The 19,402-nt window shown below is 51.1% G+C and carries 18 protein-coding genes and 1 other annotated feature; of the genes, 16 read left to right on the forward strand and 2 right to left on the reverse strand.

Annotated elements, in window-relative coordinates; genetic code table 11:
• Nucleotides 1–55: 55 nt before the first annotated feature.
• Together infC and AC3RCL_RS13650 are read left to right on the forward strand one after the other, a co-directional pair.
• A complete protein-coding gene (gene infC, locus AC3RCL_RS13645; RefSeq protein ID WP_036663531.1) occupies nucleotides 56–538 on the forward strand; it encodes a translation initiation factor IF-3 in 483 nt (160 codons plus the stop codon).
• Nucleotides 539–627: 89 nt separating this feature from the next.
• Nucleotides 628–886: a binding site (T-box leader), on the forward strand.
• A gap of 75 nt (nucleotides 887–961) precedes the next feature.
• Nucleotides 962–2,650, forward strand: a complete 1,689-nt coding sequence (locus AC3RCL_RS13650) for a glutamine--tRNA ligase/YqeY domain fusion protein (RefSeq protein ID WP_492535774.1) — start codon at nucleotides 962–964, stop codon at nucleotides 2,648–2,650.
• A 137-nt stretch (nucleotides 2,651–2,787) separates the two neighbouring features.
• Here the strand turns inward: AC3RCL_RS13650 and AC3RCL_RS13655 are convergent, their stop codons facing one another.
• Complete coding sequence (locus AC3RCL_RS13655; RefSeq protein ID WP_192572236.1) at nucleotides 2,788–3,651, reverse strand: pentapeptide repeat-containing protein; 864 nt, start codon at nucleotides 3,649–3,651, stop codon at nucleotides 2,788–2,790.
• 353 nt (nucleotides 3,652–4,004) lie between these two features.
• Between AC3RCL_RS13655 and AC3RCL_RS13660 the strand changes: the two genes are divergently transcribed.
• From AC3RCL_RS13660 to hisC, 14 genes are all read left to right on the forward strand, one after another.
• Nucleotides 4,005–4,430, forward strand: coding sequence for a DMT family transporter (locus AC3RCL_RS13660; protein ID WP_492535776.1), 426 nt, complete (start codon nucleotides 4,005–4,007; stop codon nucleotides 4,428–4,430).
• A gap of 51 nt (nucleotides 4,431–4,481) precedes the next feature.
• Nucleotides 4,482–5,183 carry a Crp/Fnr family transcriptional regulator gene (locus tag AC3RCL_RS13665; protein ID WP_492535778.1) on the forward strand — a complete coding sequence of 234 codons (702 nt, stop codon included), beginning with the start codon at nucleotides 4,482–4,484 and terminating at the stop codon, nucleotides 5,181–5,183.
• A 33-nt stretch (nucleotides 5,184–5,216) separates the two neighbouring features.
• Entirely contained in the window at nucleotides 5,217–5,675 is a 459-nt protein-coding gene (locus AC3RCL_RS13670) for a DMT family transporter (RefSeq protein WP_015734835.1), read from the forward strand.
• A 34-nt stretch (nucleotides 5,676–5,709) separates the two neighbouring features.
• A complete protein-coding gene (locus AC3RCL_RS13675; protein WP_096775468.1) occupies nucleotides 5,710–6,114 on the forward strand; it encodes an NUDIX hydrolase in 405 nt (134 codons plus the stop codon).
• A 340-nt stretch (nucleotides 6,115–6,454) separates the two neighbouring features.
• The gene (locus tag AC3RCL_RS13680; protein ID WP_492535780.1) at nucleotides 6,455–7,699 is read left to right on the forward strand and encodes an MDR family MFS transporter; all 1,245 of its coding nucleotides are present in this window, start codon (nucleotides 6,455–6,457) and stop codon (nucleotides 7,697–7,699) included.
• A 186-nt stretch (nucleotides 7,700–7,885) separates the two neighbouring features.
• A complete protein-coding gene (locus tag AC3RCL_RS13685; RefSeq protein WP_096775470.1) occupies nucleotides 7,886–8,338 on the forward strand; it encodes a DoxX family protein in 453 nt (150 codons plus the stop codon).
• A 26-nt stretch (nucleotides 8,339–8,364) separates the two neighbouring features.
• A complete protein-coding gene (locus tag AC3RCL_RS13690) occupies nucleotides 8,365–8,985 on the forward strand; it encodes a TetR/AcrR family transcriptional regulator (RefSeq protein ID WP_096775471.1) in 621 nt (206 codons plus the stop codon).
• Nucleotides 8,985–9,446, forward strand: coding sequence for a DUF2269 family protein (locus AC3RCL_RS13695; protein WP_192572230.1), 462 nt, complete (start codon nucleotides 8,985–8,987; stop codon nucleotides 9,444–9,446). The genes AC3RCL_RS13690 and AC3RCL_RS13695 overlap by 1 nt, the downstream gene beginning before the upstream one ends.
• Nucleotides 9,447–9,613: 167 nt before the next feature.
• Nucleotides 9,614–12,121: a WG repeat-containing protein gene (locus AC3RCL_RS13700; protein ID WP_492535783.1), complete on the forward strand. Its 2,508-nt coding sequence runs from the start codon at nucleotides 9,614–9,616 to the stop codon at nucleotides 12,119–12,121.
• A 119-nt stretch (nucleotides 12,122–12,240) separates the two neighbouring features.
• Nucleotides 12,241–13,461 (forward strand): MFS transporter, encoded by a 1,221-nt coding sequence (locus AC3RCL_RS13705; protein ID WP_492535785.1) that lies wholly within the window; start codon nucleotides 12,241–12,243, stop codon nucleotides 13,459–13,461.
• Between the two features lie 130 nt (nucleotides 13,462–13,591).
• Nucleotides 13,592–14,803 carry a Bcr/CflA family efflux MFS transporter gene (locus AC3RCL_RS13710; RefSeq protein ID WP_096775475.1) on the forward strand — a complete coding sequence of 404 codons (1,212 nt, stop codon included), beginning with the start codon at nucleotides 13,592–13,594 and terminating at the stop codon, nucleotides 14,801–14,803.
• A 130-nt stretch (nucleotides 14,804–14,933) separates the two neighbouring features.
• Nucleotides 14,934–16,538 carry an alkaline phosphatase family protein gene (locus AC3RCL_RS13715; RefSeq protein ID WP_213578098.1) on the forward strand — a complete coding sequence of 535 codons (1,605 nt, stop codon included), beginning with the start codon at nucleotides 14,934–14,936 and terminating at the stop codon, nucleotides 16,536–16,538.
• 143 nt (nucleotides 16,539–16,681) lie between these two features.
• Complete coding sequence (locus AC3RCL_RS13720) at nucleotides 16,682–16,987, forward strand: Dabb family protein (protein WP_096775477.1); 306 nt, start codon at nucleotides 16,682–16,684, stop codon at nucleotides 16,985–16,987.
• A gap of 50 nt (nucleotides 16,988–17,037) precedes the next feature.
• Complete coding sequence (gene hisC / locus AC3RCL_RS13725) at nucleotides 17,038–18,165, forward strand: histidinol-phosphate transaminase (RefSeq protein ID WP_492535788.1); 1,128 nt, start codon at nucleotides 17,038–17,040, stop codon at nucleotides 18,163–18,165.
• Nucleotides 18,166–18,319: 154 nt separating this feature from the next.
• Here hisC and AC3RCL_RS13730 read toward each other — a convergent pair whose 3' ends face one another.
• A complete protein-coding gene (locus tag AC3RCL_RS13730; RefSeq protein ID WP_492535790.1) occupies nucleotides 18,320–19,402 on the reverse strand; it encodes a Ger(x)C family spore germination protein in 1,083 nt (360 codons plus the stop codon).

Genomic DNA, 19,402 nt, shown 5'->3' on the forward strand with positions numbered 1-19,402 from the left:
ATGTTATTCTATCATTAAAGCCATGGTTTAACAGACATAATAGGAGGATCAGTCCATGTTGATGATGAACGAAAAGATAAAAGCGCGCGAAGTCGAGCTTACCGGCTTGAACGGCGAGGAGTTGGGCGTCGTCTCCAGGGAAGAGGCGCTTGCCCTGGCTAAGCGTCACAAAGCCGATTTGGTGTGCACCTCGTTGTTCAGCAGCCCGCCGCCATGCAAGCTCGTAAGCCGCGGCCAAGCGAAGCAGGAGGCGGTTAAAGCGAAGCAGCAGGTTTCGGGCGGTCCGATCAAAGTCAAGGAATTCCGCCTGTCCGTACATATCGAAGAGCATGATTACGACACCAAGCTCTCGCAGATGCATAAGCTGCTGGCAGCGGGCAAAGCCGTCCAGCCGGTCATACGCATCCAGGGCAAGGAAGGCGAAGCGGCCCGTAAGCTGCTTGAACGACTCGTTCAAGATCTGGCCGGGGTGGGCAAGAAGGAAACGGGCATTCAGGTTAGCGGCAAACAGGCCGCGGTGAAGCTGCTGCCGGTATAATCTTGCGGAACGTCTTTCAAGGGCGTTTCATTATTGGTGGCGTACAGCGGTTTACTTTTTGAGTTTCTGGTGATATTATGGATCAAATTATAAACGCCATGAAGAGAAGAGTAGATGAACAGGAATCCCTGCAGAGAGCTCCGGTATGCTGAAAAGGAGCGGGAAGCCCTTCATTGAACCAAGCCTCCGAGCGGCGCATCGGAACTTATGGATAAGGGATGGTGCGACAGGAGCTCCTGTTACAGAGCTAGGGTATAAGCGATCGCGTGATGGCCGTACCCGATAAGGCTGGTATCGAGAGATATCGGCAAACCGGGGTGGCACCGCGAAACGAATCTCGTCCCCAAGACTTATGTCTTGGAGACGGGATTTTTTGTTTTATACGGCATTGCGGCAGTAATCAAACATAGGGAGGATTCAGGTATGAGCAACGACTACAACAATGGAGCGGAAACGGCGGATTTTTTGACCAGGATGATCAAGGACGATGTGGAGAACAACGTATATCACAGGCCGGTGGCTACGCGGTTCCCGCCAGAGCCCAACGGTTATCTGCACATCGGCAGCGCCTATGCAATCCACATTAACCATGCCATCGCCAGCCGGTTTAACGGGACATTCAATCTTCGGTTCGACGATACGAATCCGCTGAAGGAAGACATGAAATACGTGGATGCGATCCGGGAGGATATCGAGTGGCTCGGACTGAAGCCGGGCGTTTATTTCGGATCGGATTATGCGTATCAAATCGCTGAGGCAGCAAGGAAACTCATCACCAAGGGGAAGGCATATGTCTGTGATCTCACGCCGGTACAAATGACGGAATACCGGGGGACGCTGACCGAAGCCGGCATGAACAGCCCGTTTCGAGAGCGCAGCATCGAGGAGAATGTATCGTTATTCGAACAAATGCTGGCAGGGGCATTCCAAACGTCCGCGAAAGTGCTCCGGGCCAAAATCGATATGTCTTCGCCCAACATGAATCTGAGAGATCCTGTCTTATACCGGATTATTCATGCCGAGCATTATCGTACGGGAACCACGTGGTGCGTGTACCCGATGTATGATTTTGCCCATCCGATCCAGGATTGGATTGAAGGAATCACGCATTCGCTGTGCTCTGCCGAATTTAAAGAGCATCGACCGCTGTACGAATGGGTGCTGGCCGAGCTGGAAGTGACGGAGCCCCCGAAGCAGCGGGAGTTTGGCAGATTGAACATCTCCGGATACGTAACAAGCAAGCGATACCTGAGGGAACTCGTCGAGGGAGGTTTTGTGGACGGGTGGGATGACCCCAGACTTCCTACGTTGAAAGGACTTCGGCGACGGGGGGTGACTCCCGAGGGAATCCGGCATTTCCTGGACGAACTTGGCGTGATTCGCGGCAACAGCATGGTGGATTCGGCGATGCTCGACCATTTCATCCGTCAGGACTTGAAAGATCGGTGCCGCAATGCGATGGCGGTCATGAACCCGCTGAAGGTGATCATTACGAATGTTCCTGAAGATCGCACCGAGATGCTGAGCATACCGAACCATGAACATGACGAAGCGTTAGGGATGCGGGAGGTTCCTTTTTCACGGGAGCTGTACATCGAACGGGAGGACTTCATGGAGGAGCCGGATCCCGGATTTCATCGGTTATCGCCCGGCAAGGAAGTGCGCTTGAAAGGAGCCTACTTCATCAAATGCGAGCATGTCGTGAAAGACCCGGCAACGGGGGACATCATGGAAATTCACTGCACATATGACCCACTGACGAAGAGCGGCAGCGGATTCAAAGGGCGTAAGGTGAAATCCACGCTGCACTGGGTCTCAGCGAAGCATGGGATTCCGGCGGAGCTTCACTTGTACGATACATTATTGAAGGAATCGGCCGAGTTGTTGGAATCGGATAATATCTGGGCGGATCTCCTGAACCCCGATTCGTTGATTCGGATCAAAGACGCCATACTGGAGCCCTCCATGAAGGAACCGGTCAAGAACCAAACGTACCAATTTATCAGACACGGCTATTTCTGCTTGGATTCCAAGCATGCAACAGAGCATAGGCCGGTGTTTAACCGGGTCGTTTCGTTGAAGGATTCATGGAAGAAGACCGGCAAGAATTAATGGATACGATCAAGGGGCCGCGATCATCGGGTACGGACATTCAGACAGCACAAAGAAGCCGGCAGCGAGTGGCTGCCGGAGATTCCTTTGCGAAGGTCTTGATCAATGATCCTGTGTATGCTGCTATTCATGGGACGTTAAGACGTCCAATGTGCCGGCCGGGCTAAGGAAGAAGGTAGCCGGGTGCTTGCGTCTCCCTTCGCCGCGTTAACCTGGAATTGAGTCAGGAAGATGCTGTTCGTTAAATTAGCTCCCCTTAGGTCCGCATCCCGGAAATCGGCCCCGATCAAATCAGCGGCCCGCAGATCGGCTCCTCTGAGGTCCGCCGCAATGAGGTAAGCTCCTCTCAGATTGGCGTATCTTAGGTCAGCTCCTTTAAGCTTTGCTCCCATGAGATCGGCACCACGGCCCCCGATCTTCTGACGCACGGGCGGCCCTTTATGCTTCTGTCGCGCATCGTTCCGCACAAGCTCACTGGTTCGAAGAAGCAGCTGGTTCACTTCAGCGCGATGAGCTGCCACATCCAGCCGTAGCAGGGATGCGGCAGGAAGCTGGGTCAACTTCCTCGTCGCTTCCAGCGACGATTTAAGATCAGAATGTATGGCATGCGCCGGCTGCAAACTCAGCGCTTCGTTCAGATACCATAACAGCTCTTGAAGCTGTCGCATAATCGGAAATACGTCGAACATTTCTTTTGCCGTCTCCGGGGCCTGCCGCCAGTCGCGTCCGTTATAGGTAACCTGTGAAACCATTTGCCCCGCGCCGAAGCATTCATAAACGGTGCATCCCCGCATGCCGCGCTGCCGCAGGCTGTTGTGCACGCCGCATCGGAAGTCGGATTCCAGATGGCGGCAAGGGGTCCCGCCGTCTTTGTCGATGGCAAAATCGGTGGAGGAAGCGAAAGGCAAAGCGACGCAGCATAATCCAAAGCAGCGTTCGCAATCCGATTGCAATTGAATTCGGCCCTGTTCATCAGGGATGTGTTCTTGTCTGTCTAGCATGCGTAGAGGTGCTCCTTCCGGTCATAGAAACGTCAATAAATGACTAATCATAGTTATATTTTAAAACAAATTAAGGATAGAGTCATAGATGCAATGTTGGTTATAACTGTTTTATACCTTAAGAATGCGTGAGAGCCCGATATCTGCGTAACCATCGTTTAGGCTGCCAAGGAAATTTAGGCAGCTTTTTTTTGCATGATCGATGAAAAGCCAACAGATAGTATATAATGAAATTCGTGTCTTCGGACAGGCTAGATGTGGAATCCCGTTCATTTCAGGACATATGTCCTTTCCTGCGTCCGGTGAGATCACTTTTAATAGTATACAGATCTATAGATGAAGGAGTTTGTATCGTGAGAGGAATTTTATTTGCATTCATTGGCGGTGCCTGCATTACGCTGCAAGGTGTAGCCAATGCCCGGATCAGCCAGGATATGGGCACCTGGCAAGCCGCCGCGGTCACGCAGCTGACCGGGTTTTTGATGGCGTTGGTCATTCTGCTGTTCGTCCGGGACGGCAGCAGGCAAGGCTTCGGGCAAGTGAAGCCGCTGTATCTGATCGGCGGAGCGTTGGGCGCGCCCATCATATTCAGCGAGGTGACGGCGATTCAGAACATCGGTGTTACATTAACGATATCCGCGTTATTAATCGCCCAGTTATTCTTGACGTTCCTGATTGACAGCAACGGATGGTTCGGCTTGGCGAAGAAGAGAATGAGTTTGCCTCAATTCATCGGGATCGGGATGATGATTGCCGGAGTCGTGATTATCAAATTATGATGCGGACAATAAGGGGCCTTTAGACGGGTGATGGGGAAAGGAGACAGGGACGTGAAGGAAATTCATGATGCCGAGCTCATGCAGGATTTTTTGTTAAGCAACCAAATCAATTCCATATTTCCCGATGGGCTAAAGCCTAATTTGGTGTTATATCATTTCGACTACGGCGACATCATCTGTACGCAAGGCGAGCCTGCCGAGATGCTGTACGTCCTGGTTGAAGGGAAAATTAAAATCTTCACGACATCCGCGGAAGGCAAGGCGCTGGTCCTTTCATTCAAAACGCCTCTCGAGGTGATCGGAGACATCGAATACGTTCAGGGAAATCCGATGATCAATACGGTACAGGCCGTGTCGCCCGTCTACATGATCGGCGTGCATTATCGCTGGCTTCGCAAATACGGGCAGGAGCATCCGCCGCTGCTTCAATTTTTGCTGCGGATCATCACGCGGAAATTTTATATCAAATCCAATTTCTTGAGTTTTAATTTACTGCACCCGGTGGAGGTGCGACTGGCCAGTTATTTACTGTCCGTTTCGGAGGAAGCGTCGGGCACGTTTGTCATGAGCGACCCTGCGGCATACCATCTGACGGATGTCGCGAATCTGCTCGGAACCAGTTATCGGCATTTAAACCGGGTGATTCAGAAATTCAGCCATGAAGGACTGATCGTGCGTCGCAAAGGTTCCATTCTGATCAAAGATCGGGAAGCGTTGATGAGTGTAGCCGGCGGCAATATCTACGAAGAATGACGATGGTGAAAGAAACCGTAAGGGAGATAGAGCATGGTAGCAGGATTGGTATTAGCGCTGATCGCGGGTTCGTTGGTTAGCTTGCAGAACATTTTCAATAACAGGGTGAATGAAAAAACAGGCTCCTGGTCTACAACGACGTTGGTGCTAGGCATGGGCTTTGTGGCTTCGTTCGTCATGAGTCTTGCCGTAGAGGGAAAAGGGACATTCGACATTCAAAACATGGAGCCCTGGTACTGGATCAGCGGAATGATCGGAGTCGGGGTCGTGATCTGCTTGGTACAAGCGACAAGGCTGCTTGGTGCTACATTCGCGATTTCGATCGTTATGACCTCGCAGCTCGGCTTCGCGCTGCTGTGGGACTCCTTGGGCTGGTTGGGTCTGGAGAAGGTCCCGTTTACGAGCAATCAGCTGATCGGTGTTCTTGTGATTGTCGGGGGCATACTAGTATTTAAGTTAGGCGGTAAACAGGAGCAGCAAGAGACGGCATAGCCATCAGAAAACGAAGAATGAGGGAGGAATCCATATGATAACGGAAATTGATAAAATCGCTTGGATCCACATCGTGGATGGACGCATACTGTGCGCACGTTCAAAAGGCAAGGACACGTATTACCTGCCCGGAGGAAAGCGGGAACCGGGAGAATCCGATATCGAAACCCTGGTTCGGGAAATTGAGGAGGAGCTGTCCGTTCGCATCAAACCGGAGTCCGCGGCGAATGCAGGGAGCTTCCGCGCTTCCGCCCACGGTAAATCGGAGGGCGTTCGGGTAACGATGTCCTGTTACACGGCTGAATATGAAGGGGAGTTAAGACCGGCTTCGGAGATTGAAGAGCTGGCATGGCTCACGTATAAGGATCGGGCACGGGTCTCCGAGGTCAGCCAGATGATCTTTGATCATTTGCATGAACTGAAAAAACTGGCGGATTAAGCCTTAGGGATGATCCTATTACTTGATCCTGGCTGCCATCTGACGGGCGTTTTCATTATCCATGCCCGCCCTGACAGCAGGCCCAATTGAATACAGCCATGCAACAAAAAAAGACGCTCCGAGGGGAGCGTCTTTTGTATTTGGAACAAATGTTCGTTTTATGGGTCATCTAAATTGAAAATCACTATATTCGGCTTTGATATTATTAGTATAACTCAGCGTTAAATATAAGTCTATATTTTGCCAGGAAAATGCCCTATAGTTTGTAATACCCGGCCGGGATAGAAACTGCATCGCCAATGTTTAACTTGGGCTGTTGGGACTGAAGAGAGGGAGTTTTATGCCAATACGATTATGGAATACCAATTTAAAGGTTCGATTATTCGGCGAAGCGCTGTTCAATATGCTGTTTTGGATGTATTTTCCTTTCATAACGGTATATTTCGGCGCTGCTCTAGGCAATCATATCGCGGGAATCCTAATGACGGTTCCTCCGATATTCAGCATCGTTGGCAGCCTGCTCGGCGGCGCTTTAGCCGATCGGATGGGACGACGCCCCGTCATGCTGCTTGGCACCTCGCTGCAAACGGTCATGTTTGCGCTGTTCGCGCTGTCGCCTTCGCACTGGATCGATTATGCCGCATTTATCGGCATCGGATTCGGGGGAGCCATCTACAGGCCAGCCAGTTCGGCGATGGTAGCGGATTTGGTTCCCGTTCAAGAACGACGGCAGGTATTCGCAACGTTTACGACGGCAAACAACTTAGGAGCCGTGCTTGGTCCGGCACTTGGGGCCATTTTCTTTTTTCAGTATCGGCAAGAGCTCCTGTGGTCATGTTCAGTCGTATTGCTGGTCTATTTCATCGCGATTTACTTCATTGTTCGGGAAACCTTACCGGCTTCAGCGAGCAGTCCGGAGCGATCTGATTCGATCCTTCAGGTGTTTAAGGCGCAGTGGAAGGGATATGGCATCATTTTTCGGGATAAAGTGTTTCTGATATACATACTGGCAGGGATATTTGCCCTTGTAACCATCATGCAGCTGGATCTGTATTTAGCTGTATATGTCATCGATTATGTGCCATCCCAGACGCTGTTCTCCTGGAACGGTCATTCGCTAAAGTTATCGAGCACGGAGATTCTTGGGTGGGTGCTGGGCCTTAACGGGCTCCTGTTCGTTCTATTTATTCTTCCGGTAACCAAGTGGTTTCGGAACTGGAAGGAGCGGGACGTATTCGTTCTTTCATCCTTGCTATCCGGTGTAGGCACGTTTGCGCTCGGGCTGAACACCAACATCTGGTTTTTATTCTTCGTAACCATTATTTTTACTTTCGGGGAAATAGTCCGCTCGCCGGTGACGCAAAGCTTTATCAGCCATTATGCGCCGGAGCATGCAAGAGGGCAGTATATGGGAGCTGACAGCTTGCAGTTTACGGTAGGAAGATTGCTGGCGCCGGTGACGGTATTTCTGTCAGCTTGGGTACCGCCGATGGGCGTATTCGGCATCATACTGTTATCGGCCTTGATCAGCACGGTGTTGTATATTCTGCTATTTCGAATGTATGTAGAAAAAAGACATAGCTAGCGGACGCTTGAATGGAACGTAAAAAGAAAGGGCCAAGCCGGGTTGGGACGCAACCGGCTCGGCTTTTTTACTTTTTAATACGAGGCTTGACGTGGAGGTTTGGAAAAATGTTGTATTTTTATATTTACAAACCGACGGTCGGTATATATAATGGAGTTACAAATTCACGGAAGGTTGGTGAAGGCCATGATACCGTTTATTGCCATGTTCGTGTCGCTTCTTTTGTTTCGGGCACTGGGCTTTGCAGGTTGGGAGTATACGAATGATTGGGTTAATTCGCTCAGGTTAGCGGTTGCGGTCATGTTCCTGATTACGGCTTCTGCCCATTGGGGAAAACGGCGAGCCGATCTGATCGCGATGGTCCCGCCGGGGATCCCTAATGCCGCGCTTGTCGTTACCGTCACCGGGGTGCTGGAGATTGCGGGAGCTATTCTGATCCTTATTCCGGCCACGACCGCCTTCGCCTCTTCAGGCCTGGCTCTTATGCTGCTGGCCATGTTTCCGGCCAATGTGTTCGCTGCAAAACACCGGTTGCCGCTCGACGGCAAGCCGGCCACTCCGATCGGACCGAGAACGCTGATGCAAATCGTGTTCCTGGCGGCGGTCATCATGGCTGGATGGCTTCCGCCTCAGGGGTAACCAACCATCATCAAGGAGGATAACAGATGAAGCAGGAAGAACGACGAGAGCAGACCAAGCGAATACTGCTTGAAGCCACGGAAGAACTGATACGAGAGCAGGGCGCAAGCCGAACCACGCTCAATGACATCATGAAGCGTTCCGGCTTGTCCAAGGGAGCTATTTTTCATTATGTTTCAAGCAAGGATGAGCTGTTTGTCCTCGTGTTAAGAGCAAAGCTTGCCGAACAGAACGAGCAGTTCATGAACGAGGTGAACAAGCAAGGGGACATTAAACAGTTTGACGGGCCGATGAATGCCATTGCAAACGGCATGTCGAGACTGGAAAGCAGGGACGATGTCAGCAACCTGATCTTAATGTACCTGATCGGCAAAAGCGATCAGCCGGAAATTGCCGACATTGTGGCTGGCTTCTACAGGGAAGCGAGAGCCACTTCCAAGGAATGGATTGTTACGGGCCAGGAAGCCGGCGTCATAACGAAATCCATCGATGCGGAACGGACGGCGGAGCTGTTCGAGCTGTTGTCTTTCGGATTGCGGATGCGGGGACTTATCGGCGTAACAAGCGATGTATTCAGCACGAAGGAATATTCGGATTTCATCATCGATATATTGCGGCCCGGGCATCGGAAGGAGGGGGATGACTGATGACGTTATGGTTATTTCTTCACATTGCCGGATGCGTATTGTTTCTGGGCAATATCGTCACGGCGGCATTCTGGAAGGTACGGGCTGACCTGAAAGGGGATCCTGCAGAGATCTATCACACGGTAAAAAATGTCATGTTAGCCGATGCCGTGTTCACGCTTCCAGGCCTGCTGCTGATCATCGTTTCAGGCATAGTGATGGCCATGCAAGCAGGATATGGAATGAGCGGGATGAGCTGGCTTACGGCTTCCTTGGTTTTGTTCGGCATTACGGGAATTCTGTGGGCGGGCATATTGATTCCTCTGCAAAAAGGAATGATTCGGCATAGTTTGCAGTCCGTAGAGGATGGAGGAATATCAGCAAGTTATAAGCGAGCTTCAACGTATTGGGCGGTAGGCGGGACGATAGCAACACTGCTGCCGTTCGTTATTTTATACCTCATGGTGAGCAAACCATTCTGAACGATAATGACGATCTGATCGCTAAACCGCGATCGGGTCGTTTTTAGTTAACGGTCCGCAACGAAACATGTCGCGTGAAGCGCCGTCTCCCTCACGCGTTAGCGCATATTTGACCATCGTCTGCATACGATTAGGCGAGAAAGCTTGCGAATAGGGAGGAAAACTTCATGTCCGTTTATGATCCGCAGCTGGTTCAGATGGTTAAGGCTTATCTGCCAAACGGCGCGGAAATTGTACACATGGGTCATACTGCCAAACATGCTGCCGTCATAACCGCCGATCTTACGGGAGATCAGGTGCCTGAAATCGTTGGAGTGTATCGATTGAATGAAGCATTATATCTATTTGTGCTGCTTTATCGAAATGCTGGTTACGAAGTCGTTGCCAATGTCATGGGACAGGGGTATGGGGTTACTTTACTGACGGCAGCCCCCGTGTTAAACCCTAGCCTGAACCATGTAATCGTAGGTTGGCAGCTCGGCTCTATCTGGTCCAAATTGTCGATCTACGCATGGACTTCGGAGGGATATAAGGATATCGCCCCTGCTGACGTGAATTTCAGTTATATCGATATCGTGGATCTGCCCGGTCCGGCGGGATCGGATGGTCTTGCTGAAATCGCGTTATGGATCCACGATACGGGAGAAGCGTATCGAGTCGAAGTGGTCAGGTGGGACCGAGGAACGTTAGTGCTTGCAACGGATGCTTACCCTTATTATTTTCCTGCCGTCGTTCAGTATTACGAGAGATTGACGCACGAACATCCGGATTACGCTTATTATTGGTACTACTTGGCAGACGCGCAATACCGGGCAGGGATGCCGGAAGCCGCGCTTGTGTCGGTCCGTAAAGCACTTGAGTTCGCAGAGCCTTACCCTTCACGCGAGATTCTGCTTGAGCTTGAGAGCCGGATCAAGGAAATGCTGGCAAGCAGGGGGAAATCGCAGACCCTTGGCCGCTTATATCCGGCATCCGTGAAAACAACGAGCGGAACAAAGTGGGGATACATTGACCGTAGCGGCAGCATGGTCATTCAACCCAAGTATGAGGATGCTCAGGATTTCCAGGACAATGGCCTTGCAGTCGTTGGCGCAGGCGGCCTTTATGGGCTCATCGACCGGTTCGCCCGTTTCGTCGTGAAGCCCACGTATCAATCCATTAGCCCATTCTTGGAACATCGAGCGACCGTGATCGATCGTCAAGGCTTTCAGATGATCAACGAACAAGGGCGAGTGCTGACAAGGCGGAGTTATCCGTATATCGCGGGGCTTAGCGAAGGAAGAGCCGTTTTCGATGTTACCGATTCCGGCGGCGGAGATGGCGCAAACAGCCGATACGGCTACCTCGATGCCGAGGGTCAGGAGGCGATCCCTGCGCAGTATGAGGAAGCGAATGATTTTGCAGGCGGCAAAGCCGTTGTGAAAATAAAAGAAAATCTGTATGCCCTCATCGATCCCCAGGGACGCCAATTGGCCACCTATCCGTTCGCTTACGTTGGACCGCTAGGTGAGGGCATGCTGGCCTTCCAGAGGGAAAGCGCCGGTAAGTACGGTTATATCGATGAACAGGGAAACGTTGTCATCCCGCCGGCTTTTTCTTCGGCATTTCCTTTCCATCACGGCAGAGCTATCGTTAACACGGCTGAAGATTACCGATCGAAGTATGGCGTCATTAATAAACAGGGAACATGGGTGATCCAGCCGGAATATAACGACATCCGGGATTTGAAGGAAGACCGGTTTGCACTCGGGCGTGCGATCGATCCGGAACAGCCGTATATTGGATCTATCTATGCCATTGCCGATTGGGAAGGAAAGAGGCTGTCCGATTATGTATATCGTGACGTTCTTGAATTCAAGCACGGTTTGGCCTCGGTATATGATGCGATGCAGACGTATTTCATCGATCGATCAGGCCAACCGGCACCGGGATATCCCCGCGTTAACGGCAGCGGTTCATTTACGCTGGAACCAGGCGGCTTGATAAAGGCCATGGTCGATCAGAGGCTGTCGTATCTGGATCGATCGGGCCGCGTCATCTGGAAGCAGAATACGGTAATTCCGTTACAGCCTCCTTATCAGGTCGCAGAGGAGAAGTATAAACCCAATCCGGATTACTTAGTTTATTATCCTCAGATCGAGGGAATGAGGGATCGGGCTGCCGAGCAAGCGGTTAATAACAAGCTTAAAGATATGTCTCAAGTAAAGTCCATCCCGGCCGACCAGCAGCTGGAATATGCTTATACAGGCGATTTTGACGTCATATTCTACAAGGAGCAGCTGCTTGTACTCGAGCTGAACGGTTATCATTATCCCTTCGGTGCCGCGCATGGCATGCCGACACGAACCTTTGCCTTGATTAACCTGGGGAACGGCAGCATGTATTCGCTGAAGGATTTGTTTAAGCCAGGCAGCGATTATGTGCAGGAGCTCAGCCGGATCGTCGGCAAGCAGATCAAGGAGGATCCTCAGTATTCGTACGTGTTTCCGGACAGTTATACGGGAATCGCTCCCGACCAGTCCTTCTATGTGACGGATCATGCGATTCATCTGGTGTTTGCGCCTTACGAGATTGCTCCTTACGCGGCGGGTTTTCCGACATTCACCATTCCGTTCGCACAGATCCGGGATATCATCAATACCGAAGGTGAATTCTGGAAGGCGTTCCATTCCTGACATTTCATTCAGCGCGCCGCTTTCGAGGACAAAAGCCGTGCCTGGCCTTTTCATAAGACCGAACAAGGTTTAGAATAGATGAATATTGCCATATTGATAACAACGTTGAAAGGACCTTCATGGTGGTAACATTTTTTCTTCTTATTATTTATCTTGCCTTCATTAGTTTAGGGCTTCCGGATTCGCTGCTTGGTGTCGCCTGGCCGGCCATGCAGCCGGATATCGGAGCGGCCTTTGAATCCGCGGGTTTATTGTCGATGATGGTAACCGGAGGCACGATCGTGTCCAGCCTGGTCAGCGGAAGCGTGATCGAACGCTTCGGGACGGGGATCGTTACGCTTATCAGCTGCTTGCTGACGGCCAGCGCGCTGCTCGGGTTTTCATTTGCGCCATCGTTGTTCTGGCTCATTCTGTTGGCGATTCCCCTTGGTCTGGGCGCAGGAGCAGTTGATGCAGGGTTGAACAATTACGTGGCAAACCACTATAAGGCCCATCATATGAGCTGGCTGCACTGCTTCTGGGGCGTCGGCGCAACGTTAGGACCGATCATCATGTCCTATTCCATGGGGACCGGCAATGCATGGAGAGACGGATATTATACCGTATCGATCCTGCAATTCGCGCTGGTCTTCATCCTGCTGCTTACGTTACCGCTATGGAAGATCGTGGCGAGCCGACATCAGCCTCAAGGCATGCAGGACGTACACACGGGAACCGACTCCGCGAGCAGAGGGGAAGCCATGGTCCAGAAACGCGGCAATCCGCTGCAGATCAAAGGGGTAAAGGTTACCTTGCTGGCATTTTTGTTCTATTGCGGTGTTGAAGTGACCGTCGGTTTATGGGGAGCAAGCTTTCTGGTAGGGACCAGGGGGCTCCCTTTGGAAACAGCGGCAGTCTGGGTATCCATGTATTACGGAGGCATTACGGTCGGCCGCTTCATAACCGGATTCGTGACGATGAAGATCAACAATCTCACCCTCATACGGGCCGGGCAGGTGACGGCTATTGCAGGGGCCGTCCTGTTATTGCTGCCGCTGCATCCCTATCTGTCCCTCATCGGTTTGATTGTCATCGGACTCGGCCTAGCGCCCATATTTCCTTGCATGCTGCATGAAACGCCGGCGCGCGTCGGCAGAGTCCAATCATCCAGAATCATGGGGTATCAAATGGCTGTTGCCTACACAGGCACAACGATACTGCCCCCGCTCTTTGGGATCGTTGCAGCCCAGTTATCCATCGGGTTGTTTCCCGTCGTCATCCTGTTGTTTGCCCTGATCATGATGCTGAGCTCCGAAAAGGTTAATCGGATCCTCTATAAAAGCGGGAAGAGCACGGTTTGATTCGAACCGGGCTTTTCTTTTGTCGGCTGGGATACATAGGGAGTCCAGCCTTGCAGTTGTACTATTTTATGGACAAGACAATGACAGGATATGTAATACAAAATCATAGAGTAGAGGTGTTTGACACATTATGCTTCATAACCCGACAGGAAAAGAACGCCTCGGATTAGCCTTGCTCCTTAGCTTGCTCGGCATATTAGGACCGTTCAATATCGACATGTATTTGCCCAGCTTTCCCGAAATCGCCGATGACTTAGGCGCGCGTGCATCGCTCGTCCAGTTAAGCTTGACATCCTGCCTGATCGGCCTTGCGGTCGGCCAGATCATTGTGGGACCTATCAGCGATGCGCAAGGAAGAAGAAAGCCGCTCATCATTTCCCTGGTCTTATTTGCCCTTTCCTCCTTGTTCTGCGCTTTGGCACCCCATATTACGGCGCTTGTCATCGCCAGATTCTTGCAGGGCTTTACCGCAGCGGCAGGTCTGGTCATCTCGCGCGCCGTTGTAAGGGATGTGTTCAGCGGCCGCGAGCTTACGAAGTTTTTTGCCTTATTATCCGTCATCAACGCGGTTGCTCCCATGGTTGCGCCGATGTCCGGCGGGGCCATATTGCTAATGCCGGGAGCGAGCTGGCATTCCATCTTTTATTTTTTAAGTTTGTTCGGGGCAGTCATCGTATTGATCGTGGCCATACGGCTACAGGAAACGTTGCCGCGCGAGAGAAGAACGCCAAGCTCCCTGGCCCATTCGGTACGTACGATGGGAAGCCTGTTCAAGGATCGTTCCTTTATCGGTTACGCGTTGACGGTAGGCTTCATTCACGGCGGAAGCTTCGCTTACGTTTCCGGTACTCCCTTTGTATATCAAGGCATTTACGGAGTGTCGCCGCAAGTCTTTAGCATTCTGTTCGGAATCAATGGAATCGCCATTATAACAGGCAGTTTCATCATTGGCCGTTTTGGCGGCATCATACATGAGCGGAGCCTGCTTCGGATCGGGGTTATGGTCTCGGTAAGTGCAACCTTGCTGCTGCTGATCATGACGATGCTCAAAGGACCTCTTGCGGTCATTGTCATCTTGATCTTTACGTATATGATCACGATCGGCATGGTAGCTACCAGTACATTTACGCTAGCCATGGAGAACCAGGGTCATCGGGCTGGAAGCGCGAGCGCAGTCATCGGTTTGCTTCCCTTAATGCTGGGTTCGATGGTGTCACCGCTGGTCGGGATTAACGAATCCACCGCCGTGCCGATGGGTGCCATCCTGTTCGCCACCTCCGTGCTGGGTGCGGGATCGTTCTTCAAACTGACGAAAACGCAGGGGACGGCAGCGGATTATTGATACAGACCATGGGAGAGAGGGCGATAAGCGTCCTCTCTTTTTTAAGTTTGAACATGCTGCGAATATGCAAAATATACCTTGCATGACATTCCCATCTCTGTGACAAAATGTACGAAGGTGGTGAATGGAAATGCGTATACAAAACATCTTATTCGGAATGCTGTCTCTTGTATTGATCACGGTAATGGGATGCCAGCACAAACAACCTGCCGAGCAGGATTTGCTGCGGGTAAAATCCGAACAAGGAGCGACGCATAAGAAAGTCATATTTTTGATGATCGACTCCCTAATGGCTCAGGCCATCGATAAGGGCATATCCCAAAAGCAGCTGCCCACCTTTCAAACCTTGATTGAACATGGGCAATACTACAAGGATCTGGTCAGCTCTTTTCCTACGATGTCCGTTACGATCGACAGCACGATGTTAACAGGAGCCTATCCGAACGTACATGGCGTTCCGGGTCTGTTATGGTATTCGACCGACGATAAAAAAATGGTCAATTACGGCACCGGACCGATGGAAATCTTAAGGCAGGGGATCAATCCGGTCCTGACCGATGCGTTAATCCATCTGAACGGGAAGCATTTACATGCGGATTCGCGTACGATCCACGAAGATTTAGCCCGCAGGGGCTTGAAATCGGGGTCGATCAACGGCTTGGTATATCGCGGAACGACCGAGCATACGCTGACGATCCCGGATTGGATACAGGGGCCGACGTCGCTGCAGAAAAATATAAAAGTTAAAGGCCCGGATTTTTTAACCTTGGGAGCTCTGTCCAATCCCTTCGACGGTAACGAGAAATTGCCTGACGATCTCACCGAACGGATGGGGATGAACAATAAGTTCGCGATAGGGGCCGTAAACTATCTGATCCAAGCTGATAAGCTGCCGGATTTTTTGTATGTATATTTGCCGGACTTGGACCAGAAGCTTCATAAAAAGGGGCCGTCGGAGCTCGAAGGCGTCAAAAAGGTGGATCAGCAGCTTCAATCCTTACTGCAGTCGTTCGGATCCCCGGAAAAAGCGTTCGAAGAGGCTATATTCGTCATCGCCGGGGATAGCGGCATGACGCAGCTTCTTCCACGTGAGCAGCGTTCGGAGATTGATTTGCCTGCTATGCTGAAGGGCATCCGCATATTAAAGCCGGGTGAGGATCTCAAGGATGAAACCGAGATTGCGCTGGCGGTGAATGAAACGATGGCTTACGTATATAAGTTCAAGCCGGATCGTACGTTGCGAAGCTTGGCCGAAATCATAAGCAAGGATGACCGCATCGATTTTGTTGCATGGAAAGAAGACGAATGGATTCACGCCATGCAGGGATCCACGTATAAGGAGCTCCAATATAAAGAGAAGGGCAGCCTGATCGACCGTTATAAACAAGCGTGGACCGTGAAGTTGGATGCCGAAGTGCTGGACCTTCAATTGAATGCCCAGACTCGCACTTTGGACTACGGGCAATATCCGGATGTGCTGGCGAGATTGTCAGGGGCGCTGAACTCCCATAAAGGGCAATTCTTGGTGGTCACGGCTAAACCGGGATACGAATTGGCGGACCGAAGCTCTCCGACCCATGAGGGGGGCGGGGGCCACGGATCGATTCGCCACATGGAATCGCTTGTTCCGCTGATCATTGTCGGAACAAACGAGAAGCCTCCGCATTTACGTATGGTTGACTTGAAAGCCTATTTGCTTGATTTGCTGGCGAATCACAATCAAAAGGCAAAATAGTGCTGCCGATGAATCTGCCTGTGCTAGGCACCCTGTTCCATTTTTTTTGGAAAAGGGTGCCTTTTTAGTAGCGATTTTTTTGGCCTTTGCCGTTATAATATGATGTAATTCTTGCCTAGAAAAAGAGAAGGAGTTGGACTAATATGTCATCAAACCGCTTGATTCATTCCGTTATTTTTTCGCTTAAGCACGAGAAAGGCTCGGAGGAAGAGCATCGTTTCCTGGAGGACGGACGAGCTGCCCTCAGCACGATTCCGACGGTTCAGGAGTTTAAGGTATTCAAGCAAATCAGTCCCAAAAATACATACGATTACGGCTTCTCCATGAAGTTTGCGAGCGAAGCCGATTATGAAGCCTACAATGTGCATCCTCAGCATGTTGATTTTGTCGAGAATCGCTGGGAGAAGGAAGTCGAGCAGTTTCTGGAGATCGATTACAGCGAGATATAGAAGTGGCCCATAAGCAATCGCACCATAAATCATGTTAGGGGGAAAAAACATTGACTAGAGCAGGGGAAGGGTCGGAGCCTCAAATAACGCCGCGGCCGGCGCTAGGACGTCTGAAGCCTTACACGGCGGGTAAACCCATCTGGGAAGTGCAGCAAGAATACGGACTGGATCGCGTCATTAAGCTGGCTTCCAATGAAAATTCGCTCGGTCCTTCGCCAAAAGCATTGCAAGCCATTCAGAATCAGCTGCCTGACCTGCACCGTTATCCCGATGAACGCTCGTCGGTTCTTGCGCAAGCGCTTGGCCGGCACCTGGGATTGGCAGCGAATCAATTCATCGTGACGAACGGCGGAGATGAGCTGATCATGCTGATTTCACGGGCGTATCTGGAGCCTGGCGACGAGATTGTGGTGCCCGATCCGACATTTAGCGAATACGAATTTGGCGCATTTCTCATGTCGGGCACGGTCATTAAGGTGCCGCTGCGCGAGCCATATGCTTTCTCTGCTGAAGATATGCTGGCCGTCATGACGGAACGTACCAAAATCGTTTACCTGTGCACCCCGAATAATCCTACAGGCACCTACATGCCAGAGACCGAAATGAGAAAGCTGCTCGACAGCCTTCCGGATCGTGTGCTGGTTGTCATTGATACCGCATACCGCCATTATGCCACGGCCTCCGATTATTCGGACGGCATCGATTTCATCAAGTCGGGATATCCGGTCATCACCCTCAATACCTTCTCTAAAATTTATGGGCTTGCGGGCATTCGAGTCGGGTACGGCGCTGCTTCCGAAGGGATCATCCGCACGCTGCTGCAGGTTAAGGAGCCCTTTAACGTGAATGCATTGGCACAGGCAGCGGCCGCCGCCGCGCTCGGAGATGAAGAGCATGTCGATGCATCCCGCCGGATGAATGAACAAGGAAGGCACCAAATCTATGAGGGACTGAGCCGATTATCGATTCCTTACGCCGAGAGCATGAGCAATTTCATTCTGGCAGAGCTTGGCGAACATGCAGATATCATATACCAACAGCTGCTGGAACGGGGGATCATCGTTCGGTCAGCCAAAGGGTGGGGGCTTCCGCATCATCTCCGGATTTCGGTAGGAACCGCGGAAGAAAATCAAGGATTGCTGGACGCTTTACGCGAGATCCTGATCGAATCAAAGTAAACCGTTGAAGAAACAATACATGGAGCATAACCCGGGAGGCAAGGATCACGTCAATAATCTTGCAGCAACCAGCTCATCCAAAACTAAAAAAGAGCCGCAGGCGCGGCTCTTTTTGTTTTGAGTTCCATCTGTTTTTGATCCATTTTTCCGGGACCTACAGGTTTTTAAGATTGCCACGATTCTCAATGACGGTCGAAACGCTCAGCTTGAAATCCAGATCGGGATAATATGTCGTTCTCCAATCCTGCAGTTGTTCGCGGGTCAGGTGGTTTCTGAAATGTTGTCCCAGGGCCAGTATATCCGCTTGTTCTTTTTGCGTTTGCTTAAACATCTGATTCAGCCTGGTGGTGAGCAGTTCTTCCAGCTTCCCGTTGATCTGCTCTTCCGTAGGGTGTCCCCTGGAGTCCAGGATGGTGACTTTCAGCCTGAGATGGCTTCGAAGATAAGGTCTTCCATCCTTCATCCAGCTGCGATGGGTCAGCCTGTTGCTAATGATTTGAACGGTGGCGCTGTTCATAACCTCGACCTTCCCGAATGCGCTTTTTCCGTAAAAGGCATTGGCAACAAGGGTTTCGTCGGGCCCGATTCGGCCTGTCATCCTGCCATTCTTGATGATGGCTGAGCCTACGCATTCGATACTGGTGGATCTGCCTGAGCGAATGATCGGGACGATCACGTCATGCGTATAAGAATGAATGCTTCGAAACATTTGCCATACGCGCGTGTCCGCTAACTGGGGGTTCCATCCGGCGTTTTTTTCAAAAAAATCATATACGATGCTGCCGCTGTGCTCCGATTTCGCCTGCACCTTTGAAAAGAATTGATCAAGCTCTTCATCGCAGATCGCTAAAAGCGTTTTGGATGAGATGTCCCTTGACCGATTAAACGCGGAAATAATGTCTTCCATGCCCTTGCTGGCAAAGTTCTTATCCACGATGACGATTTTCAAATGCAGCAGATCTACCTGAGTCTCCATGTTCATGCTCATATGATCGATGATTTCATTGATGGTGTTGCCCGTATCCGAAACGATATTGACGGTGCTGGTTTCATTCGTGGCCGGAATGTCCAGAAACACCTTATATTGATTCTCCTCCGTTAACGAAATGCCCATGATCACCGGAAGCGAGCGATGGTTAATGTCTTTGTTATCCCAGCAGCCTGCAAGCAAGGGGACCAGGGCAGCCAGCATGAGAAAGCATTTCAAAGGATGGCGGATGTTGACCGGATTGTCCAT

The sequence above is a fragment of the Paenibacillus sp. MT86 genome, assembly GCF_058792535.1.

Coding starts and splice junctions, on each gene's coding strand:
- AC3RCL_RS13675 (WP_096775468.1), top strand. CDS start 5,710: ATGATAACGGAAATTGATAAAATCGCTTGGATCCACATCGTGGATGGA.
- AC3RCL_RS13670 (WP_015734835.1), top strand. CDS start 5,217: ATGGTAGCAGGATTGGTATTAGCGCTGATCGCGGGTTCGTTGGTTAGC.
- AC3RCL_RS13705 (WP_492535785.1), top strand. CDS start 12,241: ATGGTGGTAACATTTTTTCTTCTTATTATTTATCTTGCCTTCATTAGT.
- AC3RCL_RS13715 (WP_213578098.1), top strand. CDS start 14,934: ATGCGTATACAAAACATCTTATTCGGAATGCTGTCTCTTGTATTGATC.
- AC3RCL_RS13680 (WP_492535780.1), top strand. CDS start 6,455: ATGCCAATACGATTATGGAATACCAATTTAAAGGTTCGATTATTCGGC.
- AC3RCL_RS13690 (WP_096775471.1), top strand. CDS start 8,365: ATGAAGCAGGAAGAACGACGAGAGCAGACCAAGCGAATACTGCTTGAA.
- AC3RCL_RS13730 (WP_492535790.1), bottom strand. CDS start 19,402: ATGGACAATCCGGTCAACATCCGCCATCCTTTGAAATGCTTTCTCATG.
- AC3RCL_RS13720 (WP_096775477.1), top strand. CDS start 16,682: ATGTCATCAAACCGCTTGATTCATTCCGTTATTTTTTCGCTTAAGCAC.
- AC3RCL_RS13695 (WP_192572230.1), top strand. CDS start 8,985: ATGACGTTATGGTTATTTCTTCACATTGCCGGATGCGTATTGTTTCTG.
- AC3RCL_RS13685 (WP_096775470.1), top strand. CDS start 7,886: ATGATACCGTTTATTGCCATGTTCGTGTCGCTTCTTTTGTTTCGGGCA.
- AC3RCL_RS13710 (WP_096775475.1), top strand. CDS start 13,592: ATGCTTCATAACCCGACAGGAAAAGAACGCCTCGGATTAGCCTTGCTC.
- AC3RCL_RS13700 (WP_492535783.1), top strand. CDS start 9,614: ATGTCCGTTTATGATCCGCAGCTGGTTCAGATGGTTAAGGCTTATCTG.
- AC3RCL_RS13650 (WP_492535774.1), top strand. CDS start 962: ATGAGCAACGACTACAACAATGGAGCGGAAACGGCGGATTTTTTGACC.
- AC3RCL_RS13655 (WP_192572236.1), bottom strand. CDS start 3,651: ATGCTAGACAGACAAGAACACATCCCTGATGAACAGGGCCGAATTCAA.
- infC (WP_036663531.1), top strand. CDS start 56: ATGTTGATGATGAACGAAAAGATAAAAGCGCGCGAAGTCGAGCTTACC.